The organism is Pantoea sp. AN62, assembly GCF_050432985.1.
Classification (GTDB): domain Bacteria; phylum Pseudomonadota; class Gammaproteobacteria; order Enterobacterales; family Enterobacteriaceae; genus Pantoea; species Pantoea brenneri.
This window is the reverse complement of the sequence record NZ_JBNPYB010000018.1, coordinates 92971-118206: the sequence shown is the minus strand read 5'-3', so window position 1 is coordinate 118206 and position 25236 is coordinate 92971. Positions and strand designations below refer to the sequence as shown.

Below are 25236 nucleotides of genomic sequence, written 5' to 3'. Positions count from 1 at the left end.
CTCGTGAGACTTGATATTTTTTACGTCCGGAGACGCTGATATCAATCCTGCGAGTGCCCACACAGATTGTCTGATAAATTGTTAAAGAGCAGTGCCACATACTTCGTGTGGTGCGGGCTGCGTATAATACGCTTTCCGCATTGTCAGTCAAGCGTTTATTTCTGCTTAACTCACTGGTTCGTATGATTTCGAACCTACTTAACCCGGCGCTTCGTAAGCCGTTGTGCCGTGTCAGTGGAGGCGCATTATAGGGAGTTTCCGGAGGCTGACAAGTGCTAATTTCAAATAAAATTCTGAGTGCTGATTTTTTCAACTAAAAGCCGTCAAACCGCCAGTTTTTCCAGCAACGGGAAGCCATAACGCTGTAAAACGGGTGATAACTGAACAGCTTCGCCATCCAGTTCGGTACAAAAAGCCACATTCTGTTGCGAAGAACGTACTTCAGGCGCCTCGTGTTCCAGCAGCCAGACCGTACGGCGCGCTATCGCTGCACCTGAATCAATCAGACGGGTGCCTTCCGGTAATACCTGCTGCAACTCTTCACGCAATAAAGGAAAGTGGGTACAGCCTAATACCACGGTATCCGGCGGCTCCGCCATTCGCAGCCACGGCTGAACAATCCGGCGAACGGCTTCCAGCGAAACCTCTTCGCCATGTAACTTGGCTTCAGCCAGCTCCACCAGCTCCGCCGAGCCCAGCATTTCGATATTGCAGGCGCCAGCAAACTGCGCCACCAGCTCGTGAGTATAAGGACGACGCACCGTAGCACGCGTTGCCAGCAGGCCCACCACGCCATTGCGCGTCATACGCGCCGCCGGTTTGATCGCCGGCACTACGCCGACTACCGGAAAAGCAAAGCGCTCACGCAAAGCAGGCAGTGAGACGGTGCTGGCCGTATTACAGGCGATGATGACTAAAGAGAGCGGGTAGCGCTGGGTAATGGCATCAACAATCGCCACCACGCGCTCGACAATAAAGGTTTCGCTTTTCTCTCCATAAGGAAAGCCGGCGTTGTCAAAGGCGTAAAGATAGTGAAGATCCGGCAGCAGTTGCCGGACCTCATCATAGACGGAAAGCCCACCGACGCCGGAGTCGAATACCAGCACGGTGGGTCGCAAATCAGAAGCTGTAGCTGCCGCTGAGGTAATACTCTCGTCCTGGGGTTTGATAGCCATACACTGTCTCGTAATCTTTATCGAACAGGTTGGCAATTCTACCACGAACCGTGAGTTGTGAAGTGAGCGGATATGAGACGGCCAGATCCCACAGGCTAACCCCGCCCAGCTTCACCCGACGGCTGGGCGAACTGTTGAAGTCGGTATCATAACGGTCGCCCAGATAGTGATAAGTCACTGACCAGTCAAAATCATACAGCGTCCAGTCGAGTTGATACTTCACCTGCTGTTTAGCACGACGGATGAGCGGCTGATTAGTGCTGCCATCACGAGCATCGACATAATCGTAAGAGAGCTGGTGCGCCAGCGGCCCGGTATCAAATGAAGCGGTCGCTTCCACACCTTTAATGCGCGCCTGCTTAATGTTGTAGTAGCGATAGGTCGACGGGTCGCTATCAATCAGGTTATCGATGTCATTACGATAGCCGGAGACCCGCCAGTTAAGCGGCCCGGTCAGACCTTCAAATCCACCTTCCCACTGCTTGCTTTTTTCAGGATCGAGATCGCGGTTACCATAAAAAGGACTGTAGACCTGAGAGAGGTTCGGTGCCTTAAACGCGGTACCGTAAGAGGCAAAAGCGCGATACCCGGAGATAAATTCCCAGGAAGCCGCCGTCTGCCAGGTATTATGCCAGCCAAACTGGTTGTTATCGTCACCGCGCACCGCGCCTTCAAGCGTCACGCTGCCAAACTGCTGCTGGCCGGTCAGATAGAGGCCGGTGTTACGCTGTTCATAACTGTCTGCCAGATAGTTGGTGCCCGGTTCCGTCGTCTCCTTCTGCCAGTCAACACCGGCGCTGATCGTGCCCTGCCCAATCTGCACGCTGTTGCCCCATTGCAGATTGTATTGGGTCACGTCGTCGAAAGTCGACGCCGCCCCGTAGCGTCCGTTGCGCGGATCGTAATTGATGTCTTTGGTACGACCATAGCTGGCGATAAGCTGGGACGAATAGACATCATGATTGAAGCGCAACCCCGTGTCCCAGGTCTGGCTATAGAGCTGTCGGGTATCAGCCAGGCCAATAATGTTGCTGTAGCTGGCATCATAGCTATCTGACCCGTCGTAGGCGGTGCGGTTATCAAAACCGTATCCACGCACAAAGCCACTGAGTTCATCACTGAACTGATGCTCCAGATTGCCGTACAGGGTTTTGCTCATAAACCCATCGCGGTCATGCTGTGCCGGACCATACGCGTTGGGATAGCCAGCCACCACGTCATACCCTTTGGTATAGGTATAGTTACCGGCCAGGGTCAGCCTGGTCGCGTCGCCCAGTTTCTGCTGGGTAGAGCCATCATAAGATTGATAACCGTTGGACCCGACGCCAGCCGTCAGCGTGGTTCCCGGTTGCGCACGGCCCGTGATGATATTGACCACGCCGCCAATCGCATCCGAACCGTAGACCGCCGAACGCGCGCCACGGATATATTCAATACGCTGCACCAGCGAAAGAGGAATCTGGCTGAGGTCGGATGAGCCGGTAATGCCAGCCTGATTGAGCCGGATACCATCGATCAGAATCAGGACGTGCCGGGACTCGGTGCCACGGATAAACAGTGAGCTTTGCTGCCCCATACCGCCGCTTTGGGTGATATCGACGCCGGGCAGGCGGCGCATCACATCCGTCAGGCTTTTGGCTTGCCAGCGGTCAATCTCGTCACGCGTCACTACCGTGACAGGGGCCAGCACGCTGGATACCGGCTGAGCGAAACGATTGGCGGTTACTATTTGCGTATCATCATTCCCCTGAGCAAAACCATTTTGCGCCCAGAGAGAAACCGCCGTTGCACTAAAGGCGAACAGCGATGCGGTCGTTTTAGTCATTTTTAATCGCATCCAAAAAACAAAACAGGATGCCGCAGGCATACAATCAATAGCACGCGATGATCGTACGAGTAGCGACGGACACCGGCAGGTCTTCGGGCTGGGAACCATAAGTGGTGATGACTTCCCATCCCGCAGGACAGTGTCTGCAAATGCACTCACCACGACATTCCTTACCGCTGCGCGTCAGCTCCAGATTCACACTGGATTCCCTATTAACTCGGGCTTGAGACCGGCGAACGCAGTCTACGGAGTGGCGATACGGAAGTCCAGACTTCCAAACTTCTTATCGCTGCGGGACTGGACATCAGCAAGTGAATCCCTACAATCGCCCGCTAGTAAGCTATTAATCAGGACGGAACATGACACCCGAACATCTCCCTATTGAACAATATGACGCGCAACTGGCGGAAAAAGTCAGTCGTTTAAAGATGATGATGACGCCGTTTGCTGCGCCCGAGGTGGAGGTGTTCCGTTCACCGGTCAGCCACTATCGCATGCGTGCGGAATTCCGCCTGTGGCACGATGGCGATGACATCTATCACATCATCTTTGATCAGCAGACCCGCGAGCGGATCCGCGTCGATCAATTCCCTGCCGCCAGTGAATTGATCAACCAGCTGATGCCAAAAATGATCGCGGCGATCCGCGACAATCGCACGCTGCGCCATAAGCTGTTTCAGATCGACTATCTGTCGACCCTGAGCAATCAGATTGTTATCTCGCTGCTCTACCACCGTAAGCTGGATGACGCGTGGCAGCTGGCCGCCAGCGAACTGCGCGATCAACTGCGCGCCGAAGGCCTGGATGTGCAGCTGATTGGCCGCGCCACCAAAACCAAAATCTGCCTCGATCGGGATTATGTGGATGAACGTTTGCCGGTGGCGGGACGTGAGATGATCTATCGTCAGGTTGAGAACAGCTTTACCCAGCCAAACGCAGCGATGAATATTCAGATGCTGGAGTGGGCGCTGGATGTCACTCAGGGTTCGCAGGGTGACCTGCTGGAACTTTACTGCGGCAACGGCAACTTCTCACTGGCGCTGGCGCGTAATTTTCGCCGGGTGCTGGCGACTGAAATTGCCAAACCGTCGGTAGCGTCGGCGCAGTACAACATCGCCGCTAATCAGATCGATAATGTGCAGATCATCCGTATGGCTGCCGAAGAGTTCACCCAGGCGATGACCGGCGTACGCCGTTTTAATCGGCTGGAAGGGATTGATCTGACCAGTTATGAATGTGAAACCATTTTTGTCGATCCGCCGCGCAGTGGACTGGATGACGAGACGGTGAAGATGGTGCAGGGTTACCCGCGCATCCTTTATATCTCCTGCAATCCGCAAACGCTGAGCGACAACTTAGAGACGCTGTCGCAGACGCATGAGGTGACACGGCTGGCGCTGTTCGATCAGTTCCCTTATACCCACCATATGGAATGCGGCGTACTTCTGACGCGCAAAGCCTGAAAAAAAACGGGAACCCTGAGGTTCCCGTTGTTTCATCTCTCGCCTTTACTGATTGCGTTTGCGCTTGAAGCGCGTCGCAATCCAGAACACCAGCGCCACCATCAAAATGGTCGGAATGAAGTTCGAGCCGATATCCGGATATTCTGCCCGCACCAGTGCGCTATAAACCAGGATCCCCAGCAGGAAAAACGCCGCCGCCAGTCCCGGCATACCGTCAGGCATGTTGGTGTTCAGATAACGCTGATGCAGACACCAGGCAGCCAGGCCGAGCGCGATCAGCGGAAAAATCGAAAACGGAACAAAAGCGCTGAACAGCACGGAAAACGAGCCGTTAATCGCTAAACCGGTAATAAAAGCCAGTAACAATGTGCCTTTATCGCGGGAACTCGGGTGGGTCATGGCCTGATCCTTATTCATTGCTCTTCGGGTTTTTCCAGGGTGACCGCCAGTCTTTCTTGTTCCCGGCGGTACCAGTAATAGGCGCCTTTGGCGATCATGCGGAGTTGCAGCACCAGACGATCTTCCAGCTTACGGCGCTGTTCGGCATCGACATCCAGCGCTTCTGCCCCGGCGCTGAAGACGATAGTCACCATCGCTTCGGCCTGCGCTTCGGTAAAACTGCGCGGCATGCGATTTTCGACCTCAAGATAATCCGCCAGTTCAGCGATAAAATGCTGAATTTCACGCGCGACCGCAGCACGGAAAGCGGCAGAGGTGCCGGAGCGTTCACGCAGTAACAGGCGAAAGGCATTGGGGTTATTGCCGATGAATTCCATAAAGGTGGAAACCGAGGTTTTGATGATGCTGCCGCCCTTGGCGATACGCTGGCGCGCCTGGCGCATCAGCTGTCGCAACATCAGCCCGCTTTCATCCACCATAGTCAGACCCAGTTCATCAACATCCTTAAAATGACGATAAAACGAGGTCGGGGCGATGCCCGCTTCACGGGCAACCTCTCGCAAACTCAGGCTGGCAAAACTGCGTTCGGCGCTGAGCTGACTGAAAGCTGCTTCAATCAGTGTACGTCGTGTACGTTCTTTTTGTTGCGCTCTGACGCCCATTCTCTCAGCCTTTTGCGGTGTTGAGGGGGCACTATAACAAAATTTTCAGCGTACAGAGCAGCAAACTTTGTCACCGCCTGTGAACCTCACTCTTTGCCAAACTGTGATGAAAATCGCTGATAGAATTCAGAAGTGCGCGGCGAGATGTTAGAATCTCGTTGTAAAAATGTATAAATAATAGGACGTATCGGTATGCAAAAGTCTTACGATTACGATGCCATTGTGATTGGCTCAGGACCCGGCGGTGAAGGTGCGGCGATGGGGCTGGTGAAGCAGGGAGCGCGCATCGCAGTGATCGAACGCTACCACAACATCGGCGGCGGTTGTACGCACTGGGGCACCATTCCTTCTAAAGCACTTCGCCACGCCGTCAGTCGCATCATCGAATTCAACCAGAATCCGCTCTACAGCGACCACACCCGACTGCTCCGCTCCTCCTTCGCTGACATTCTTAATCACACTGAAAACGTGATCAGCCAGCAAACGGCGATGCGTCAGGGTTTTTATGAGCGTAACCGCTGTGAGCTTTATCAGGGGGATGCCCGTTTTGTTGACGCCAACACCATTGAGATTGAACAACCTGACGGCACGCGTGAACGGCTGACTGCGGAGAAGTTTGTCATCGCTTGTGGTTCGCGTCCTTATCATCCAGATGACGTCGACTTTACCCATCCGCGTGTCTACGACTCAGATTCAATCCTTAACCTGCATCACGAACCGGGCCACGTAATCATTTATGGTGCCGGGGTGATTGGCTGTGAGTATGCGTCGATTTTCCGCGGCCTGAACGTCAAGGTTGACCTGATCAACACCCGCGATCGTCTGCTGGCGTTCCTGGATCAGGAGATGTCTGACTCCCTCTCTTATCACTTCTGGAACAGCGGCGTGGTGATTCGTCACAACGAAGAGTTCGAGAAGATTGAAGGAGTGGAAGATGGCGTGATTATCCATCTGAAATCGGGCAAAAAGGTCAAAGCTGACTGTCTGCTGTACGCCAACGGCCGTACCGGTAACACCGATTCGCTGTCACTGGAAAATGTCGGACTGGAAGCGGATGGCCGTGGCCTGCTGAAAGTGAATAGCATGTACCAGACTGCACAGCCGCATATCTATGCGGTCGGTGATGTGATTGGGTATCCGAGCCTGGCGTCGGCTGCTTATGATCAGGGCCGGATTGCCGCACAGGCCATCGTCAAAGGGGAAGCCTCCGCGCACCTGATTGAAGATATCCCAACCGGCATTTATACCATTCCGGAAATCAGCTCCGTGGGTAAAACCGAGCAGCAGCTGACAGCGATGAAAGTGCCTTACGAGGTGGGTCGTGCGCAGTTTAAGCATCTGGCGCGGGCGCAGATTGTGGGTATGAACGTTGGCAGCCTGAAGATTCTGTTCCACCGCGAAACCAAAGAGATTCTGGGTATTCACTGCTTTGGCGAGCGGGCGGCCGAAATTATCCACATCGGACAGGCGATCATGGAGCAGAAGAACGGTGGCAACACGATTGAGTACTTCGTGAATACCACCTTTAACTACCCTACCATGGCCGAAGCCTATCGCGTGGCGGCATTAAACGGCTTAAACCGCCTGTTTTAACGCCGTGTCGAAATGATGTTGCATGTGGGTTTTAATTGCCTCTGCCAGCTGTTCATAACGGCTGCGCAGAGGTGAACCCGGCCGGTAGACCAGCGCGATGGTGCGCTGAGGGACCGGTTTGTAGCAAGGCAGATAGCACACGCCATCACGGATACGTTCTGGCGGTACCGCCAGCGCCGGAAGCAGCGTAATGCCGCTGCCTGCCGCCACCATATTGCGCAGCGTTTCCAGACTGGTGGCCCGGAAATGGGTATCTTCATCCGCGCCCGCCTCAAAGCAGAAGCCCATCGCCTGGTCGCGCAGACAGTGGCCATCTTCCAGCATCAGCAGTTTCTCGCCAGCCAGATCGGACATCGGCACCCGATCGCGATCGCGCCATGGATGATCGGCATAGACCGCCAGCTTCATTGGCTCATCAAACAGCGGCACCTCGATAAAGGCTTCACTCTCTTTGACCAGCGCCAGAATTGCGCAGTCCAGCTTGCCGCTGTCGAGTTGTGCCAGCAACTGCTGGGTTTGCGCCTCATGCAGATACATTTCCAGTTTTGGAAACGTCTGGTGCAGCATCGGAATAATTTGTGGCAGCAGATAAGGACCGGTGGTTGGAATAAGGCCGATATGCAGCGGGCCTGACATCGCTTCCCCTTGCTGACTGGCCATCTCTTTCAGCACTTTCACTTCACGCAGCACCGTTCGTGCCTGATCCACCAGCAGCAAGCCGGCCTGAGTGAACAGCACTTTACGGCTGGTACGCTCCAGCAGCATCACACCCAGCTCATCTTCCAGCTTACGGATCTGCCCGCTTAACGTGGGCTGGCTGACATGACACGCATCCGCAGCGCGGCGGAAATGGCGGTGTTCAGCAAGCGAAACCAGATATTCAAGATCACGAATATTCATTATTACCCTCCAGACCACGATAGTCCGTGGCGATAGATAGAATAGCAATGAACGATTAGCCCTATCAAGGGTGGGCGGGAATAATGCACGCATCAAAATAAGCGGTTCGCCATTAAGGAGAAAAAATGTTTGCAAGTCAGGAAGGTAAAACCGTTCCGCAGGTCACTTTTCATACCCGCCAGGGCGATCGCTGGGTCGATGTAACCACCGATGAGCTGTTTAACAACAAAACGGTGATCGTTTTTTCTCTGCCGGGCGCGTTTACTCCTACCTGCTCATCCAGCCATCTGCCGCGTTACAACGAGCTGTCAGGTGTTTTTGCACAGCACGGCGTGGACAGCATTCTGTGTGTCTCCGTTAATGACACCTTTGTGATGAATGCGTGGAAAGCGGAACAGCGGGCAGAAAACATTACCTTTATCCCTGATGGCAACGGCGAGTTCACCCGCGGCATGGAGATGCTGGTTGAGAAAGCCGATCTCGGCTTTGGCCCACGCTCATGGCGTTACTCGATGCTGGTGCGTAACGGCGTAGTTGAGAAAATGTTTGTTGAGCCGAACAAGCCAGGCGACCCGTTTGAAGTGTCAGATGCCGATACCATGCTGCGTTATCTGGCGCCGGAATTTAAAGTGCAGGAGTCAGTATCGGTCTTTACCAAGCCGGGCTGCCCGTTCTGCACCAAAGCAAAACAGCTGCTGATGGACCACGGAATTCAGTACGAAGAGATCGTGCTGGGACAGGATGCCACGACCGTCAGCCTGCGTGCCGTTTCTGGCCGGGCAACGGTGCCGCAGGTGTTTATCGGTGGCCGTCATATTGGCGGCAGTGATGACCTGGAGCAGTTCCTGCTGTCAGCGTAAACCTATCTCTGTGTCAGCCGGGAGTGCTGGCCCTTTGATGATGTGCCTATAAAAAAAGTAGTAATTCTGAAGCTAGAGGTTGGCGGGCATGTAACATGCCCGCTTTTTTTTGCCTGTTTTTATGCCAGGCGCTGCTTTGCCTCGCTGAGGGCATGAGCAACCTGCTGCGGTGAAACGCCACCCTGCGCATTACGCTTATCCAGGCAGGATTGCAGTGCCAGAATCGGATAGACATCCTCTTCAATGACTGCACTGAACGGCTGTAACTGCGCCAGTGTCAGCGCTTCCAGCGCCACGCCCTGTTTGATCGCCTCTACCACCACTTCTCCGACAATGTGGTGCGCTTCACGGAACGGAACCCCTTTGGCCACCAGATAATCCGCCAGTTCAGTCGAGTTGGCGTAGCCCTGCTCGGCCGCTTCCTGACAACGTGGACGCTTCACCTGCAGGCCATCCAGCACCAGCACCGACATATGCAGGCAGTCGAGCCAGGTATCGAGCGCGTCGAATAATCCCTCTTTGTCTTCCTGCATATCCTTGTTGTAGGCCAGCGGCAAACCTTTCAGCGTCATCATCATGCCGGTCAGTGCGCCCTGTACCCGGCCGCATTTGCCCCGGATCAGCTCCAGCGCATCCGGATTTTTCTTCTGTGGCATCAGTGATGAGCCGGAGGTCACCTTGTCGGACAGTTCGATAAAGCCCGCTTCACCGGTGTTGAAGAAGATCATATCTTCGGCGAAGCGTGACAGATGGACCATGCCGATCGCGGCGTCAGAGAGCAGCTCCAGCACATGGTCGCGGTCAGAAACCGTATCCAGACTGTTGCGGGTCGCCGAGGCGAAACCTAACCAGCCCGCCAGTTGCTGACGATCGATTTCGTAGGCGGTACCCGCCAGCGCGCCGCAGCCCAGCGGGCTGACATCCAGCCGTTTCAGGGTATCCTGCAGGCGGCTTTCATCACGCGCCAGCATTTCGACATAGGCCAGACACCAGTGCGCAAACGTAACCGGCTGCGCCCGCTGCAGATGGGTGTAACCCGGCATCACTGCATCCTGGTTCGCTTCTGCGGTCGCAACCAGCGCCTGCTGCAGCTCACGCGTTGCGCTCAGCAGCGCGTCGACCTGCATTTTGCACCACAGCTTGAGATCGGTAGCGACCTGATCGTTACGGCTACGGCCGGTGTGCAGTTTTTTGCCCAGCGCACCGACTTTGTCGATCAGCTGACCTTCTACCCAGCTATGGATATCTTCAGCATCGCTCTGCAAAATCTGCTCAGGATTGGCGCGCACTTCCGCCAGCAAGGCAGTCAATGCTGCTTCCAGCTGCTGCTGCTCATCCTGGGTCAGGACATTCACCGTCACCAGCGCTTTGGACCAGGCGACAGAACCCATGATGTCCTGCTCCGCCAGGCGGTAATCGAAGCGCAGCGAATCGTTGAACTGTTTGAAACGTTGATCTGCTGCCTGGGTAAACCGTCCACCCCAAAGTGCCATGGGAAAACTCCTTCAAATCGTTAAACAAAGGGCGGCATAAATGCCGCCCCTGATCTCAAACGGTGAGGCGAGGCGTACCTCGCCTGAGAATTACTTCTTCTGCTCGTTCAGGGCGCGGATGCGCGAAGAGAGCGAGAACAGACGGATAAATCCGCCAGCATGACGATGGTCGTAAACTTCGTCTTCGCCGAAGGTCGCGAACTCTTCGGAGTAGAGGCTGTTCGGTGAACGCTTCTGCGTCGCCGTGGCCTGACCTTTGTAGAGCTGCAACACCACTTCGCCATTCACTTCTTCAGCCAGTGATTCCGCAGCGGCCTGAATTGACTTACGCAGCGGTGCGAACCAGCGGCCGTCGTAGACCACGTAAGACATCTCCTGACCCAGCTGCTCACGCCATTTGAAGCTATCGCGATCCAGTACCAGCTGCTCAACCGCACGCAGCGCGTTAACCATGATGGTGCCGCCTGGGGTTTCATAGCATCCACGGGACTTGATGCCGACCAGACGGTTTTCAACGATATCGATCCGGCCCACACCGTGTTTCGCACCGATCACGTTGAGTTTTTCCAGACACTGGAACGGGCTCAGTTTTTCGCCGTTCACTGCCACTACCCGACCCTTTTCAACGGTCACGGTGACTTCTTCCGGCTGATCCGGCGCTTCTAAAGGATCGACGGTCCAGACCCAGCAATCTTTATTCGGTGCATTAGCCGGGCTTTCCAGCACGCCGCCTTCGGTGGAGATGTGCCAGGCGTTTTCATCGCGGCTGTAGATTTTTTCCAGCGACGCGGTGGTCGGAATGTTGCGCTCTTTCAGGTAGTCCAGCAGCGCTTCACGTGACCGCAGGTTCCATTCACGCCATGGCGCGACCACTTTCAGCTGCGGGGCCAGCGCGGTGTAGGTGGTTTCGAAACGCACCTGATCGTTACCTTTACCGGTTGCACCGTGACAGAGTGCATCCGCACCCACTTTCAGCGCCAGCTCAACCTGAGCTTTCGCGATGATAGGACGCGCCATCGAGGTGCCCAGCAGATAGGTGCCTTCATACAGAGCGCCGGTCTGCAGCACCGGGTAAACGTAATCGCTGATGAACTCTTCACGCAGATCAACCACGTGACACTCAGAGGCACCGGACTGCAGCGCTTTCTTCTCTACGCCTTCAAGATCGCTGCGCTCCTGACCGATATCGGCCACAAACGCCACCACCTCACAGCCGCCGTAGTTCTCTTTCAGCCACGGAATGATGGCGGAAGTATCAAGACCACCGGAGTAAGCCAGAACGATTTTTTTGATGCCTTGCGTTTGCATTTCGTAATCCTTGAATCAGAGTCGTTAAGCGAGAATCCGGGTGCCAATCGGCACGCCGTTAAACAGGTCAGGCAACCGCTCAGCGTGACGCCAGCTGGCGATATCCACCGGGCGGCCCAGCGTACGCGCCGCATCCAGCGCAGCGTGCACCTTCACAATCATGCCATCGGTAATAATGCCCTGGGTAATCAGCTGCTCAGCTTTGTCGGCGGTCATCTCTTCGATGCGCTGACCTTTGCCGTCGAGAATACCGCTGACGTCTGACAGCAAGACTAAATCAGCGCCAAGGGTCGATGCCAGCGCCGTCGCAGCCTGGTCGGCGTTGACGTTCATCAGTTCGCCGTCGTCAGTGATGCCGATAGAACTGACGACCGGCATATAACCAGCGGCCAGCAGGGTGTTCATCAGCGCCGGGTTACCCGGCATGGCGTGACCCACGTGGCCCAGTTCTTCATCAAACGGGGTGACGTTAACCATGCCGGCATCGCCAAGGCAGAGGCCAACCGCGTTGATGCCGGTTTTTTTGGCCCACGCCAGCAGGGTTTTGTTGGCAGTTCCCGCCAGCGCACCGGTAATAATGTCGATCTGATCGGCCGGCGTGACGCGCAGGCCGTTCTTTTTCTTCACCGGCAGCGCCAGCTTTTTCATCAGCTCATCCACCAGGCAACCGCCACCGTGAACAATAATCAGCGGACGCTGATGGGCACTGCGATAAGTCAGCAGCGCATCAAACAGACGGGCCAGCGCTTCTTCGCTGTCTAACAGCACACCGCCCAGCTTGATAATCAATGGATTGGTCATGGTTTACTCGTCCGTTAGGTCAGTGAGGTGGTTTCAGGGAAGCCGAAGCGGATATTCAGACACTGGACTGCCTGCGACGCGGCGCCTTTCAGCAGGTTATCTTCGGCGGCCACCACAATCAGGTGCTCATCCTGTACCTCAAAACCGATGTCGCAATACGGCAGACCCACCACCGCTTTCAGTGCCGGAACGCCCTGCTCGTAGAGCCGGACCAGTGGCTTATCGTGATACGCGCGCTGGAACACTGCCGCCACGTCTTCGCGGCTCACGCCCGGATTTAACCGGCAGGTTATCGTCGCCAGAATACCGCGCGGGAAGTTGCCCAGATGCGGCGTGAAAATCACCGGCGTACCAAGATGCGCCACGATTTCCGGGTGATGACGATGGTTGAACAGACCGTAAGGCTGCAGGCTGACTTCGCAAAAGCTGGTGCCGACGCTGGCTTTACGCCCTGCGCCGCTCACGCCGCTGGTGGCGTTGATCACCGGCCACTGTGCCGTATTCAGCAGGCCCGCCTCCACCAGCGGTTTCAGCGCCAGCTGGGCCGCCGTCGGGTAACAACCCGGCACGGCCACCAGCTGTGCCTGCTTAATCTGCTGATGCTGATATTCCGCCAGGCCATAGACCGCTTTATCCAGCCAGTCGCCATGCTGATGGGTGAAGCCATAGAAGCGGGTATAAAACGCGGGATCATTGACGCGGAAGGCACCGGACAGGTCGAATACCACACAACCGGCCTTGAGAAATTCCGGAGCCAGATCGTGGCTGACTTCATGGGCCGTCGCCAGAAAAACCACATCCACTTTATCTGCCCATTCCGCCGCATGGCTCAACGGCTGTAGCGGCAGATCCACCACCCCTTTCAGCTGCGGATGCAGATCGGACAAGCGCTTACCCGCATCGGGACTTTGCGCCGAAACCGCTAAAGCGGTTATGTTGATATCTGGATGGCGATTCAGGAAGGTGGCGAGCTCTACGCCAGCGTAACCACTGGCACCCACGATCAGCGTATTCAACATCAGGCTGTAACCCTTTTTACAGTCACACGTTCCGGGTCGCGGCCTTGCCCCGTTGCCCACAATGTCGTTTGCAGCGATTTAAGGTTCACATGCAGACGACGTTAATGTATTTTTATTCACTATTAATGCATGAATATTGATACATCCTAACTCAAGGACCGTCAACAGTGAAGACAAAATTACCGCCTTTTATCGAACTCTACCGCCAGTTGATCGCCACACCGTCAATCAGCGCAACCGATGCCGCACTGGACCAGAGTAATGAAACTTTAATCAATTTGCTGGCTGGCTGGTTTCGCGACCTCGGCTTCAGCGTTGAAGTTCAGCCGGTGCCCGGCACCCGCAATAAATTTAATATGCTGGCCCGGACCGGTGACGGCGCAGGCGGGCTGCTGTTAGCCGGTCATACTGACACCGTGCCGTTCGACGATGGCCGCTGGACCCGCGATCCCTTTACCCTGACCGAGCACGACAACAAACTCTACGGCCTCGGCACCGCAGATATGAAAGGCTTTTTCGCCTTTATTCTCGATACGCTGCGGGATGTGGATGTCACGACGCTGAGCAAGCCACTCTACATCCTCGCCACCGCCGATGAAGAGACCACCATGGCCGGCGCTAAATACTTTTCTGAATCGACCCAGCTGCGTCCGGATTGCGCCATCATTGGCGAACCAACCTCACTCAAGCCGGTTCGCGCGCACAAAGGGCACCTGTCGAACGTGATCCGTATTGAAGGCAAGTCGGGCCACTCCAGCGAGCCGGCGCGCGGCGTCAACGCCATTGAACTGATGCATGAATCGATTACCCATCTGATGCAACTGCGCAATACGCTAAAAGAGCGCTATCACCACGATGGTTTCGCTATTCCCTATCCCACGATGAACTTCGGGCATATTCACGGTGGCGATGCGGCTAATCGCATCTGCGCCTGCTGTGAACTGCATATGGATATCCGGCCGTTGCCGGGCTTATCGCTCAGCGATCTGGATGGACTGCTGAACGACGCGCTGGCCCCGGTCAGTGCACGATGGCCTGGCCGTGTGACGGTCGCAGAGCTGCATCCGCCGATTCCGGGTTACGAATGCCCGGCGAACCATGAACTGGTCAGCGTGGTCGAGAAATTACTCGGTACGCCAACCGAAGTGGTGAACTACTGCACCGAGGCACCCTTTATTCAGCAGCTCTGCCCGACGCTGGTACTGGGTCCGGGCTCGATCAATCAGGCGCATCAGCCAGACGAATTTATTGATACCGCATTTATTAAGCCGACGCGGGCGCTTATCAGTCAGGTTGTGCAGCATTTTTGTCACTGATTAACAGCAAATGGGGCATTTCACTGTGATATCAGTAAAATGCCCGGTCATTCTGCGGGATTTAACAATAAGAATAACTTATCCCGCTCCGTCCCAAATAAATTCCATGAATTTCGGTTAGTTAGCCGCACGTTCGCCCCACTTTAACGCATTTGACGTGGACAGGTTTACGTGGCTAGATAAAAGACGTTGTTATGCCCACCGGGTAACTATCCAGATATTTTCAGATTGCAGACAGGCGGCAACTGAGCAAATTCCCCGTACATTACCGGGAAGATAAAGTTGCTGCTTTTTCTGCTGCCTGAAAAGGGTCGGGTGTAGAAGTTTTTCAAGACGATAAGGGTGTCAGGGTCCAATGAACGAACAATATTCCGCAATGCGAAGTAATGTCAGTATGCTCGGCAAACTGCTCGGGGATACGATTAAGGATGCGCTGGGCGAGAACATCCTCGACCGGGTGGAAACCATCCGTAAGCTCTCCAAGTCATCCCGTGCAGGTAATGACACTCATCGTAAGGAACTGCTTAATACGCTGCAAAACCTCTCCAATGACGAGTTACTGCCGGTGGCCCGCGCGTTTAGCCAGTTTCTGAACCTCACCAACGTGGCTGAGCAGTACCAGACCATCTCGCACAGCGGTGAAGGCGCAAACCATCCTGAACTGCTGAAAAAGACCTTCGAAACCCTGAAACAGCAGAAAGACATCAGCGAAACCGCGATCCGTGAGGCGATTGAGTCGCTGTCGCTGGAGCTGGTGCTGACTGCGCACCCGACCGAAATCACCCGCCGCACGCTGATTCACAAGCTGGTGGAGGTCAACAGTTGCCTCAAGCAACTCGATCACAGTGACATTTCCGATTACGAACGTAACCAGATTATGCGCCGTCTGCGCCAGCTGGTGGCGCAGGCCTGGCATACCGACGAGATCCGCAAATATCGTCCGACCCCGATTGATGAAGCCAAATGGGGCTTCGCCGTGGTCGAGAACAGCTTATGGGAAGGCGTTCCGGCTTTTCTGCGCGAGCTGAACGAGCAGGTCGAAGAAGCCTTCGGGATTAAACTGCCGGTCGATTTCGTGCCGGTGCAGTTCACCTCATGGATGGGCGGCGATCGTGACGGCAACCCTAACGTCACAGCCGCCATTACCCGCCACGCGATGCAACTGAGTCGCTGGAAAGCGGCCGATCTGTTCCTGCGTGACATTGGCGTGCTGATCTCTGAGCTGTCGATGTCGGAGTGCAGCGAAGAAGTGCGCGAACTGAGCGGCGATCCGGACGCGCTGGAACCTTACCGGATGATCCTGAAACGTCTGCGCAGTCAGCTGATGACCACGCAGGCATTCCTTGAACGTCGACTGAAAGGCGAACGTCTGCCGCGTCCGGCGGACCTGCTGGTCTCCAACGACCAATTGTGGGATCCGCTGTATGCCATTTATCAGTCACTGCAGCAGTGCGGCATGGGCATCATCGCCAACGGCCAGCTGCTGGATACGCTGCGCCGCGTGAAGTGCTTTGGCGTGCCGCTGGTGCGTATCGACCTGCGCCAGGAGAGCACCCGTCATACCGAAGCCATTGCGGAAGTGACCCGCTATCTCGGCCTCGGCGATTATGAAAGCTGGTCCGAAGCGGACAAACAGGCCTTCCTGATCCGCGAATTGAATTCAAAACGTCCGCTACTGCCGCGCAGCTGGGAACCCAGCGATGAGACGCGCGAAGTGCTGGAAACCTGCCGCGTTGCGGCTGAAGCCCCACAGGGCTCGATCGCCGCTTACGTTATCTCAATGGCGAAAACGCCGTCTGACGTGCTGGCGGTTCACCTGTTACTGAAAGAAGCGGGCATCAACTATGCCATGCCGGTGGCACCGCTGTTTGAAACGCTCGATGACCTGAATAATGCCAACGATGTGATGAGCCAGCTGCTGAGCATTGACTGGTATCGCGGCTTTATTCAGGGCAAACAGATGGTGATGATTGGCTATTCTGACTCGGCGAAAGATGCCGGCGTCATGGCAGCCAGCTGGGCGCAGTATCAGGCGCAGGATGCGCTGATCAAAACCTGTGAAAAAGCCGGGATTTCGCTGACGCTGTTCCACGGACGCGGCGGCACCATTGGCCGTGGCGGCGCACCGGCACATGCGGCTCTGCTGTCACAGCCACCGGGCAGCCTGCGTGGCGGCCTGCGCGTCACCGAACAGGGCGAGATGATCCGCTTCAAATATGGTTTACCGGAAGTCACCATCGCCAGCCTGTCGCTCTACACCGGCGCGATTCTCGAAGCGAACCTGATGCCGCCGCCGGAGCCAAAACGCGAATGGCGCGACATCATGGATCAGCTCTCTGCCGACTCCTGTGCGATGTATCGTGGCTATGTGCGTGAAAACGAAGATTTTGTGCCTTACTTCCGTTCAGCGACACCGGAGCAGGAGCTGGGTAAACTGCCGCTGGGCTCACGTCCGGCCAAGCGTCGTCCGACCGGCGGCGTAGAGTCGCTGCGTGCGATTCCATGGATTTTCGCCTGGACGCAAAACCGTCTGATGCTCCCTGCCTGGCTGGGTGCCGGTGCGGCGCTGCAACAGGCGATGGCGGCGGGCCATCAGGATCAGCTGGAAGCGATGTGCCGCGACTGGCCGTTCTTTTCCACTCGCCTCGGCATGCTGGAGATGGTGTTCTCGAAAGCCGACCTGTGGCTGGCGGAATATTACGATCAGCGGCTGGTCGAAAAATCACTCTGGCCGCTGGGCAAACAGCTGCGCGACCAGCTGGATGCGGATATCAAAGCGGTACTGACCATTGCTAACGACTCTCACCTGATGGCCGATCAGCCGTGGATTGCTGAGTCGATTGCGCTGCGTAACGTCTATACCGATCCTCTTAACGTGCTGCAGGCGGAACTGCTGCATCGTTCACGTGCTCAGGAAGCCCGTGGTGATGAGCCGGATGCACGCGTAGAGCAGGCATTAATGGTGACCATTGCGGGTGTGGCAGCCGGCATGCGCAATACCGGTTAAGCCGGTGCAGGCGCGGTATTCGCGCCTGCTACTGATAACAAAAAAGTCGGGATAAGCCCGACTTTTTTATTGGCTGGAGCGGTCGAATCAGGCGGCCGCGGCGGCGGGACGCACCCCCAGAGTGTGGCAGATGGCATAACTCATTTCGGCACGGTTCAGCGTGTAGAAGTGGAAATCTTTCACGCCTTCGCGCGACAGAATCTTCACCATATCCATCGCGATGTTGGCACCTACCATTTTGCGCGTCTCAGCATCATCATCCAGCCCGGCAAACATTGCATTCATCCAGCCCGGCACGCGTACATTGGTCAGCGTGGCGAAGCGTTGCAGCTGTTTAAAGTTTGAGACCGGCAGAATACCGGGCACGATCTCTACGTCGATGCCGGTCGACACACAGCGATCGCGGAAGCGTAAATAGCTTTCGACGTCGAAAAAGAACTGGGTGATCGCCCGGTTCGCGCCGGCATCAATTTTGCGCTTCAGGTTAATCAGATCGGCCTGCGCGCTTTTGGCTTCCGGGTGGACTTCCGGATAAGCCGCAACCGATATATCAAAATCACCAACTTCTTTCAGCAGCGAGACCAGATCGCAGCCATACATTTCTGGCTTACCGCCGCCTGGCGGCAGGTCACCGCGCAGCGCCACGATATGGCGGATACCGTTGTTCCAGTAATCCTGCGCGATGGTGCGTAACTCTTCTCGCGTGGCATCGACACAGGTCAGATGCGGTGCGGCTTCCAGACCGGTGCGATCTTTAATCCCTTTGATGATGCTGTGGGTACGATCGCGCTCGCCAGAGTTCGCGCCGTAGGTGACAGAGACGAATTTTGGTTTCAGGCTGCTCAGGCGATCGATTGAGGTCCACAGCGTCGCTTCCATTTCGCTGGTACGCGGCGGAAAGAATTCAAATGAGACATTAATTTGCCCGTTCAGCTCTGCCAGGCTCTGGTTTAGCGCTTCGCGCTGATTGGCATGAAAGAAACTCATCCTGCATCCTCATCGATCACATCGGTTAACTGTCGATCTGTAAACATCCATACGTTTAGACGTCCAGATGTTCAAAATGACCGAATCCGGCACCAGCGTCAACTAAAAAATGATCAACTGCGGTGATAAATTTTCATTCAACCTGAAGGAAATTCATGATGGGTGAGGATTAAAGACGAGAACAGGCGCCGAAGCGCCTGAGAAGAAAGGATTACAGCAGTTGCGCCAGGCGATTGATATCTGACTGAATGGCGCCCGCTGTGACATCACGTCCCGCACCCGGACCGCGGATCACCAGCGGATTATCACGATACCAGCGGCTTTCAATGGCAAAAACGTTATCGCACGGCAACAATGCGGCCAGCGGATGCTCCGGTCGCACGGCTTCGACGCCGACCCGGGCTTTGCCGTTGCCATCAAAACGGGCAACATAGCGCAGCACTAAGCCCAGCTCCTGCGCAGCTTCCAGTCGTTGCAGCATCTGTTCATTCAGCTCTTCACCATTTTCAAAGAAATGGTCGATCGAACCCTGCTGGCCGTTATCCGGCACCAGAGATTCAACCCGAACCTGATCCGGTTCGATGTCATATCCCGCTTCACGCGCCAGAATCACCAGCTTACGCATCACGTCCTGTCCGGAGAGATCGACGCGCGGATCGGGCTCGGTTAAACCCTGCTGCCACGCCTGATCCACCAGCTCGGTGAACGGCACCGTGCCGTCAAACTGCAGGAACAGCCACGACAGCGTGCCAGAGAAGATGCCGCTGATCGCCAGGATAGTGTCGCCGCTGTCGCGCAGATCGCGCACCGTGTAGTTAATCGGCAGGCCAGCCCCTACCGTGGCGTTATATAACCAGTGACGGCCGGTTTTGGTAAAGGCATCGCGGATTTGCCGCCACGTCTGGCTGTCCGACGCGCCCGCTACCTTATTGGCACTGATGACGTGAAAACCGTGACTGGCGAAATCGAGGTACTGCTGCGCCAGCGGCGTGCTGGCCGTGACGTCCAGCACCACTAAGTCGTCAAACGGGTGCGCCCGCATCCACAGGAACAGCGATTCTTCATCACGTTCTACCGCTTCATCATCAAAGAAGGCCAGCGCCCGGCTGGCGTCCAGTCCGTCGTAACTCAGCAGGCTACGGCGGCTATCGGCCACACCGGCCAGCACAAATTCAAATCCGGTACGAGCCGACAGGTTTTCGTGATCACGGGCAAACAGTTCCAGCCAGCGCGAACCGATATTACCTTTACCGAACAGCATCAGGCCAATGCGCTTTTCCGCCCGGAACAGCGACTGGTGCAATCCCTGGATCAGATGACGGGTCGGACCGACGCGCAGCACCGCCACCACGCTGATGTGCTCTTCTGACTGCCAGATAAACTCTACCGGCTGGTCTTTTAACTGCTGCCAGAAACGGTGGGTATGCAGCGGATTGCTGGTGACGCCCGCGCCCACCAGCGCCACCAGCGCCAGCCCATCACGCAGTTGCAGATGGCCCGGCAGACCGGCATCCTGGAGCAGCGAAAAAGCGCTGTTGACCACTTCTGAGGTGTAGCAGAGCTGCAGCAGTTGGCGGTCGGGATGCACACCCACCGCCAGCGGACGTAGCTGAGCGCGCTTCAGCAGCAGATCGATCTCTTTATGCAGCAGGCTGAAATCGTGCTGTTCCGGCAGCAGAATCTCAATCAGGCAAACGTCATCGTGACTGGTCACGATACGGGCGCCGGTACCGGAAGCCAGTACGCGCTCAATGCGGGTTGAACCCTGCTCCGGCTGGTAGCTGCAGCGCAGTTGCAGATCAATGTCGCTGCCCGAGACCGGCTGCAGTGTGCGGGTATGCAACACCGGGGCGGCAAGGCGCGCCAGTTCACTGGCTTCATCCAGCCTTAACAACGGCAGCAGACAAGCATCCGACACTTTACGCGGATCGGCACTGTACACGCCGGCCACATCGCTCCAGATGGTGACGCGACCGACGCCCGCCAGCGCGCCAATCTGCGTCGCGGAATAGTCGGAACCGTTACGTCCGAGCAGCACCGTTTCACCGGCGTCGTTACGGCTGATGAAGCCGGTCACCACGATGCGCTTGTGCGGATGTTGTGCCAGCAGGGTTTGCAGCAGTGGCCACGACTTGCCTTCATCCACCTGCGGTTGCGCGGCCCGTTCAGCACGCAGAAAATCGCGCGCATCCAGCCAGCAGGCCTGCATATCACGCTGGCTCAGCACCGCGGCCATCAGGCGGGCCGACCAGATTTCACCGTGCCCGACCACTTCGGCATACACCGCGTCCGTCAGCGTGCCATCCAGCAGGGCGGCCAGCTTCTCCAGATCGCGGATGAATGCCGAGACTAACGGTTCAGCGATCTCAGCAGGCAGCAGCGCGCTAATCAGCTCGCTTTGATAACGCCGTAAAGCCTGTTGCACCTGGTGCGCAGACAACCGATCGCTCTGGCTGAGCTTCAGCCAGCTAATCAGCTGGTTGGTGGTCGAGCCTGCCGCCGACACCACCATCATGTCGCCCGGCTGGCTGTAGTCCGCCATAATACTGGCCACACGCTGATAGCAGCGTGCATCCGCCAGGCTACTGCCGCCAAATTTATGCAACTGCCTGATATCCGGCGTTCCCGCGCCTGCTGAAATCGTCATGCTTAACCCTCGGCTGCGATCCGGAATGCATTATCCAGATCGGCAATTAAATCTTCGTGATCTTCGATGCCGACAGAAACACGCAGCAGCGTGTCGGAGATGCCGGCTGCGGCCCGTGCTTCTGCCGACATTCCCGCATGCGTCATGGTCGCGGTGTGGGAAATCAGACTCTCCACCCCGCCCAGTGATTCCGCCAGCGTAAATAGCCGCAGCGCTTTCAGGAAGCGGCGCAGCAGGGCCTCATCACCGTCGACCTCGAAGCTCAGCATCGCACCAAAACCGCGCTGCTGGCGCACTGCATATTCGTGTCCGGCGTTTTCCGGCAGCGAAGGATGATACAACTTTTTCACCTGCTTCTGTTGCTTCAGGTAATCAACAATTGCTAATGCGTTCCGTTGCGCCGCAGCCATGCGTGGCGCTAAGGTACGGATGCCGCGCAGCAGCAGATAGCTGTCAAACGCCGAACCGGTGACGCCAATGTTGTTAGCCCACCACGCCAGGTCGGTCGCCAGCTGAGGATCTTTGGCAATGACCGCGCCCGCCACCACGTCAGAATGACCGTTGAGGTATTTGGTGCAGGAGTGGATCACCAGGTCCGCGCCCAGTGCCAGCGGATTCTGTAACGCCGGACTCATAAAGGTGTTATCCACTACGCTGAGGGCGCCAGCAGCGCGTGCGGCGCCGCAGATCGCACTGATATCGACCACGCGCAACAGTGGATTGCTGGGGCTTTCGATCAGCACCAGCTTCGGTTTTTCATCCAACGCCGCCTGCAGCGCATTCAGGTCACCCTGATCGACAAATTTCACCCGATAAGCACCGCGCTTGCTCAGGCTGTCAAACAACCGGTAGCTGCCGCCATAACAGTCGTGTGGCGCCACCAACAGGTCGCCAGGCTTCAGGAACACCGTCGTCACCAGGTGAATAGCCGACATGCCGGTATTGGTTAATACCGCGCCTGCCCCGCCTTCCAGTTCGGCCAGCGTCCGTTGCACCACATCGCGGGTTGGATTACCGCGACGTGAATAGTCATGTGCGCGTGGCTCGTTGAAATCCAGGAAGTTATAGGTGCTGGAGAGGTGAATCGGTGGGACAACGCAGCCATATTGCTCGTCATCATTCAAACCGCTGCGTACTGCGATGGTTGCCTGTTTGCGCGTCATGGGGCTTATTGTTCCTGAAATGTGAAATGTTGAGGCACAGGATATCACCCTCTAATTAGACGTCAATACATCTGGACATCTAAATGTCTTTGCGTATAGATTGAGCAGAAACGCAATAACCGCTAAAATTATGCGTCATCGCCTGGCGCTCACCCGATAATTCAGACGCTGTGAGCGAAGAAAACCCTCCATATCAGGGGTCAGGCAGGGAAAAATCAGGCATAATTCGCTGATTTCCTCACTTTTAACGTTTATTAATTAAGGTATCCCATGGCTGAATGGAACGGCGAATATATCAGCCCGTACGCCGAGCACGGTAAGAAGAGCGAGCAGGTCAAGAAGATTACGGTTTCTATCCCATTGAGCGTGCTGAAGATTTTAACGGATGAGCGTACCCGTCGTCAGGTCAACAACCTGCGTCACGCCACCAACAGTGAGCTACTGTGTGAAGCGTTTTTGCATGCTTTTACCGGCCAGCCACTGCCAGATGATGTTGACCTGCGTAAAGAGCGCAGCGATGAGATTCCGGAAGAAGCGAAAAAGATCATGCGCGACATGGGTATCGATCCAGATACCTGGGAATATTAATCCGTCAGGCCTGTTTCGCTTAACATCGCTTTGTTTCAGATGAGCAGTCTCCGCAAGGGTGCTGCTCATCTGACCTTAATCTGTGGTGACGCATTTTCTATCTTTCCGCCTGCCCCGCCATTCTGACTTTTTTCAGTACGATTTATTCGTATAGTAATAACATCCATCGCATTTTTATATTATCGGGATATTTTCATTCCAGGATGAGATTATATTCAATTACTGAATGGAGGAATTACTATTGTTCCTGATTAGCTGACTCCGTAAGATTTCCGCCAAAGCAATGAGTCTGCAGGAAGCATGATGGCACTGAAATCTATAACAAAAAAACAAAAGCGCTTATTTTTAATTATTAATCTGTTTACCCTTTCGGCCTTTTCCTTTTCCGGCCTGGCAAATGCAGTGCTGCCGGTGGCAGAAAAAAACAGCGAAGCTAATGCACTTTTACAGGACCAGATTCGCAAACAACAGTTAATCCCCAAACCACAAAAAAGCGTATCTGAGAAAAGGGGTATTGAACGTCAGGCGATCCGTTTTCCACACGAATCGAATTGCTACCAAATTGATAAGGTTTATTTACGTCAGGATAGCAAAAAACTTCACCTTGAAAAATTACGTTATTTTACCTCTCAGGCCGAAGGTCAATGTCTGGGTATTGCGGGCATAAATCTGCTGGCAAAAACCCTGCAAAACGAAATTATCAGGCTGGGCTATATCACCACACGGGTTAACTTACCCAATCAGAATTTATCGGATCATGCGTTAACCTTTGAAATCAATGCCGGTAAAATTGGCAATATCGTGGTTAATAAAGCCAGCGGCGATTATATCAGTCTGCGTAATACCCTGCCGCTGAAAGCGGGCGACATCCTCGAACTAAGCGATCTCGAACAGGGCAGTTTTAATCTGCAGCGCGTACCGGGTTCGCAGGTCAGGATCAATGTATCACCTGGCCGTGAGAAAAATAAAAGTGATCTTTATATCCAGCGCGAACAAGATAAATACTGGCAGGTGGGGGCGTGGATCAATGATGCGGGTTCGGTCTCAACCGGGCGTTATCAGGGAGGCGCAGCACTCTATTTAAATAACATCACCTCACTGAGTGACACGCTATATGCTTCCTATGGCCACGACATCGCGCCAAAACATACCGTAAAAGGTAACAGTAATAAATCGATTGGCTATTCTGTTCCATGGGGTTACTGGTGGCTCGATCTGTACGCCAGCCAGAGCCAGTATCAACAATATATGATCGGTAACTGGACCAACTGGCGGCTGAATAACAAAAACAGCTACTACAGCGCGCAACTTAATCGCCTGCTCTCGCGTACCGAACATCAGACTACGACGGCTGGCCTGCAAATATTCAATACCGAATCCCGCTATGCGCTCAATGGTTTCAATCTCGTCAGCATGCATAAGAAAAATGCGGGATGGAAAGCCGTACTGCAACATCAGCTCAGTTACGATAATGCCGGTCTGGCAGCCAGCCTGAGTTACCAAAAAAAGATGCCATGGTTTAATAGTCATCAGACTGTTGAGCAGGAATATAAACTCATCGATAAAGAAGGCAGGATTGTTACCTTAGATCTGCAAGGCTCCGTGAACTTCCTTTTTTACGGTAACTGGCTGAACTATTCTCCCCATTTTAGCCTGCAATATTCACCCGATAATGTTTCTTCGCTGAGTCGTTTTTCACTGGCAAATCGCTGGACGGTACGCGGATTCGATGGTGAAAATTCGCTTCAGGATAATAAGGGATGGTACTGGCGCAACGACATCAGCTGGATATTTCCCGACAAGGCCATACAACCTTATATCGGCGTTGATGCAGGTCAGGTTTATGGCCATCAGAGTCAACAATATTACAACGGGAAAACGGTTATCGGCAGCGTCGTCGGCTTGCGAGGTAAATATCAGCAAACCTACCTTGATCTTTTTTCCGGCACGCCTCTTAAAAAGCCACAGGGCTTACACACGGATCCCCTTACGCTGGGTTTCTCTCTGCAATGGAAATACTGAGAAAA

Annotated in this window: 19 protein-coding genes and 1 riboswitch; of the genes, 7 read left to right on the top strand and 12 right to left on the bottom strand. The window is 55.1% G+C overall.

What is annotated here, in order from left to right:
• Window positions 1-323 precede the first annotated feature (323 nt).
• Both murI and btuB read right to left on the bottom strand, forming a co-directional pair.
• On the bottom strand, window positions 324-1175 hold the full coding sequence (gene murI / locus FHW04_RS19980; RefSeq protein ID WP_031377630.1) for a glutamate racemase: 852 nt from the start codon (window positions 1173-1175) through the stop codon (window positions 324-326).
• Window positions 1120-3000, bottom strand: a complete 1881-nt coding sequence (btuB, locus tag FHW04_RS19975; protein ID WP_031377631.1) for a TonB-dependent vitamin B12 receptor BtuB — start codon at window positions 2998-3000, stop codon at window positions 1120-1122. Before btuB ends, murI begins: the two co-directional genes overlap by 56 nt.
• 69 nt (window positions 3001-3069) lie before the next feature.
• Window positions 3070-3252: riboswitch (cobalamin riboswitch) on the bottom strand.
• 110 nt (window positions 3253-3362) lie between these two features.
• On the opposite strand from btuB, the gene trmA reads away from it, so the two are divergent.
• Complete coding sequence (gene trmA / locus FHW04_RS19970; RefSeq protein WP_089562532.1) at window positions 3363-4466, top strand: tRNA (uridine(54)-C5)-methyltransferase TrmA; 1104 nt, start codon at window positions 3363-3365, stop codon at window positions 4464-4466.
• 45 nt (window positions 4467-4511) lie between these two features.
• On the opposite strand, the gene FHW04_RS19965 is transcribed toward trmA, so the two are convergent.
• Together FHW04_RS19965 and fabR are read right to left on the bottom strand one after the other, a co-directional pair.
• Window positions 4512-4865, bottom strand: coding sequence for a YijD family membrane protein (locus FHW04_RS19965; protein ID WP_031377633.1), 354 nt, complete (start codon window positions 4863-4865; stop codon window positions 4512-4514).
• A gap of 14 nt (window positions 4866-4879) precedes the next feature.
• Complete coding sequence (gene fabR, locus FHW04_RS19960) at window positions 4880-5527, bottom strand: HTH-type transcriptional repressor FabR (protein ID WP_003851200.1); 648 nt, start codon at window positions 5525-5527, stop codon at window positions 4880-4882.
• 192 nt (window positions 5528-5719) lie between these two features.
• Between fabR and sthA the strand changes: the two genes are divergently transcribed.
• On the top strand, window positions 5720-7120 hold the full coding sequence (gene sthA / locus FHW04_RS19955) for a Si-specific NAD(P)(+) transhydrogenase (RefSeq protein WP_031377634.1): 1401 nt from the start codon (window positions 5720-5722) through the stop codon (window positions 7118-7120).
• Here the strand turns inward: sthA and oxyR are convergent.
• Window positions 7103-8020 (bottom strand): DNA-binding transcriptional regulator OxyR, encoded by a 918-nt coding sequence (gene oxyR, locus FHW04_RS19950; protein WP_031377635.1) that lies wholly within the window; start codon window positions 8018-8020, stop codon window positions 7103-7105. The two genes, sthA and oxyR, sit on opposite strands and share 18 nt — an antisense overlap.
• Before the next feature lie 125 nt (window positions 8021-8145).
• Here oxyR and FHW04_RS19945 point away from each other — a divergent pair, with 125 nt between their 5' ends.
• The gene (locus FHW04_RS19945; protein WP_089562533.1) at window positions 8146-8880 is read left to right on the top strand and encodes a glutathione peroxidase; all 735 of its coding nucleotides are present in this window, start codon (window positions 8146-8148) and stop codon (window positions 8878-8880) included.
• 119 nt (window positions 8881-8999) lie between these two features.
• On the opposite strand, the gene argH is transcribed toward FHW04_RS19945, so the two are convergent.
• The 4 genes from argH to argC all read right to left on the bottom strand — a co-directional run bounded on the left by argH (window position 9000) and on the right by argC (window position 13501).
• Entirely contained in the window at window positions 9000-10373 is a 1374-nt protein-coding gene (argH, locus tag FHW04_RS19940) for an argininosuccinate lyase (RefSeq protein ID WP_089562534.1), read from the bottom strand.
• 90 nt (window positions 10374-10463) lie between these two features.
• Complete coding sequence (locus FHW04_RS19935) at window positions 10464-11681, bottom strand: argininosuccinate synthase (RefSeq protein ID WP_031377640.1); 1218 nt, start codon at window positions 11679-11681, stop codon at window positions 10464-10466.
• A 24-nt stretch (window positions 11682-11705) separates the two neighbouring features.
• Window positions 11706-12482, bottom strand: a complete 777-nt coding sequence (argB, locus tag FHW04_RS19930) for an acetylglutamate kinase (protein ID WP_031377641.1) — start codon at window positions 12480-12482, stop codon at window positions 11706-11708.
• Window positions 12483-12496: 14 nt separating this feature from the next.
• Window positions 12497-13501 carry an N-acetyl-gamma-glutamyl-phosphate reductase gene (gene argC, locus FHW04_RS19925; protein WP_031377642.1) on the bottom strand — a complete coding sequence of 335 codons (1005 nt, stop codon included), beginning with the start codon at window positions 13499-13501 and terminating at the stop codon, window positions 12497-12499.
• Between the two features lie 167 nt (window positions 13502-13668).
• On the opposite strand from argC, the gene argE reads away from it, so the two are divergent.
• Both argE and ppc read left to right on the top strand, forming a co-directional pair.
• Window positions 13669-14817 (top strand): acetylornithine deacetylase, encoded by a 1149-nt coding sequence (gene argE / locus FHW04_RS19920; protein ID WP_089562535.1) that lies wholly within the window; start codon window positions 13669-13671, stop codon window positions 14815-14817.
• A 355-nt stretch (window positions 14818-15172) separates the two neighbouring features.
• Window positions 15173-17824, top strand: a complete 2652-nt coding sequence (ppc, locus tag FHW04_RS19915; RefSeq protein WP_046289526.1) for a phosphoenolpyruvate carboxylase — start codon at window positions 15173-15175, stop codon at window positions 17822-17824.
• A gap of 87 nt (window positions 17825-17911) precedes the next feature.
• Here the strand turns inward: ppc and metF are convergent, their stop codons facing one another.
• From metF to metB, 3 genes are all read right to left on the bottom strand, one after another.
• On the bottom strand, window positions 17912-18811 hold the full coding sequence (gene metF / locus FHW04_RS19910; RefSeq protein ID WP_089562536.1) for a methylenetetrahydrofolate reductase: 900 nt from the start codon (window positions 18809-18811) through the stop codon (window positions 17912-17914).
• 211 nt (window positions 18812-19022) lie between these two features.
• Window positions 19023-21458 carry a bifunctional aspartate kinase/homoserine dehydrogenase II gene (locus FHW04_RS19905; protein ID WP_089562537.1) on the bottom strand — a complete coding sequence of 812 codons (2436 nt, stop codon included), beginning with the start codon at window positions 21456-21458 and terminating at the stop codon, window positions 19023-19025.
• Between the two features lie 2 nt (window positions 21459-21460).
• A complete protein-coding gene (gene metB, locus FHW04_RS19900; protein WP_089562538.1) occupies window positions 21461-22621 on the bottom strand; it encodes a cystathionine gamma-synthase in 1161 nt (386 codons plus the stop codon).
• Between the two features lie 270 nt (window positions 22622-22891).
• On the opposite strand from metB, the gene metJ reads away from it, so the two are divergent.
• A complete protein-coding gene (gene metJ, locus FHW04_RS19895; protein ID WP_003851225.1) occupies window positions 22892-23209 on the top strand; it encodes a met regulon transcriptional regulator MetJ in 318 nt (105 codons plus the stop codon).
• 300 nt (window positions 23210-23509) lie between these two features.
• Window positions 23510-25231, top strand: a complete 1722-nt coding sequence (locus FHW04_RS19890) for a ShlB/FhaC/HecB family hemolysin secretion/activation protein (RefSeq protein WP_227021975.1) — start codon at window positions 23510-23512, stop codon at window positions 25229-25231.
• Window positions 25232-25236 lie beyond the last annotated feature (5 nt).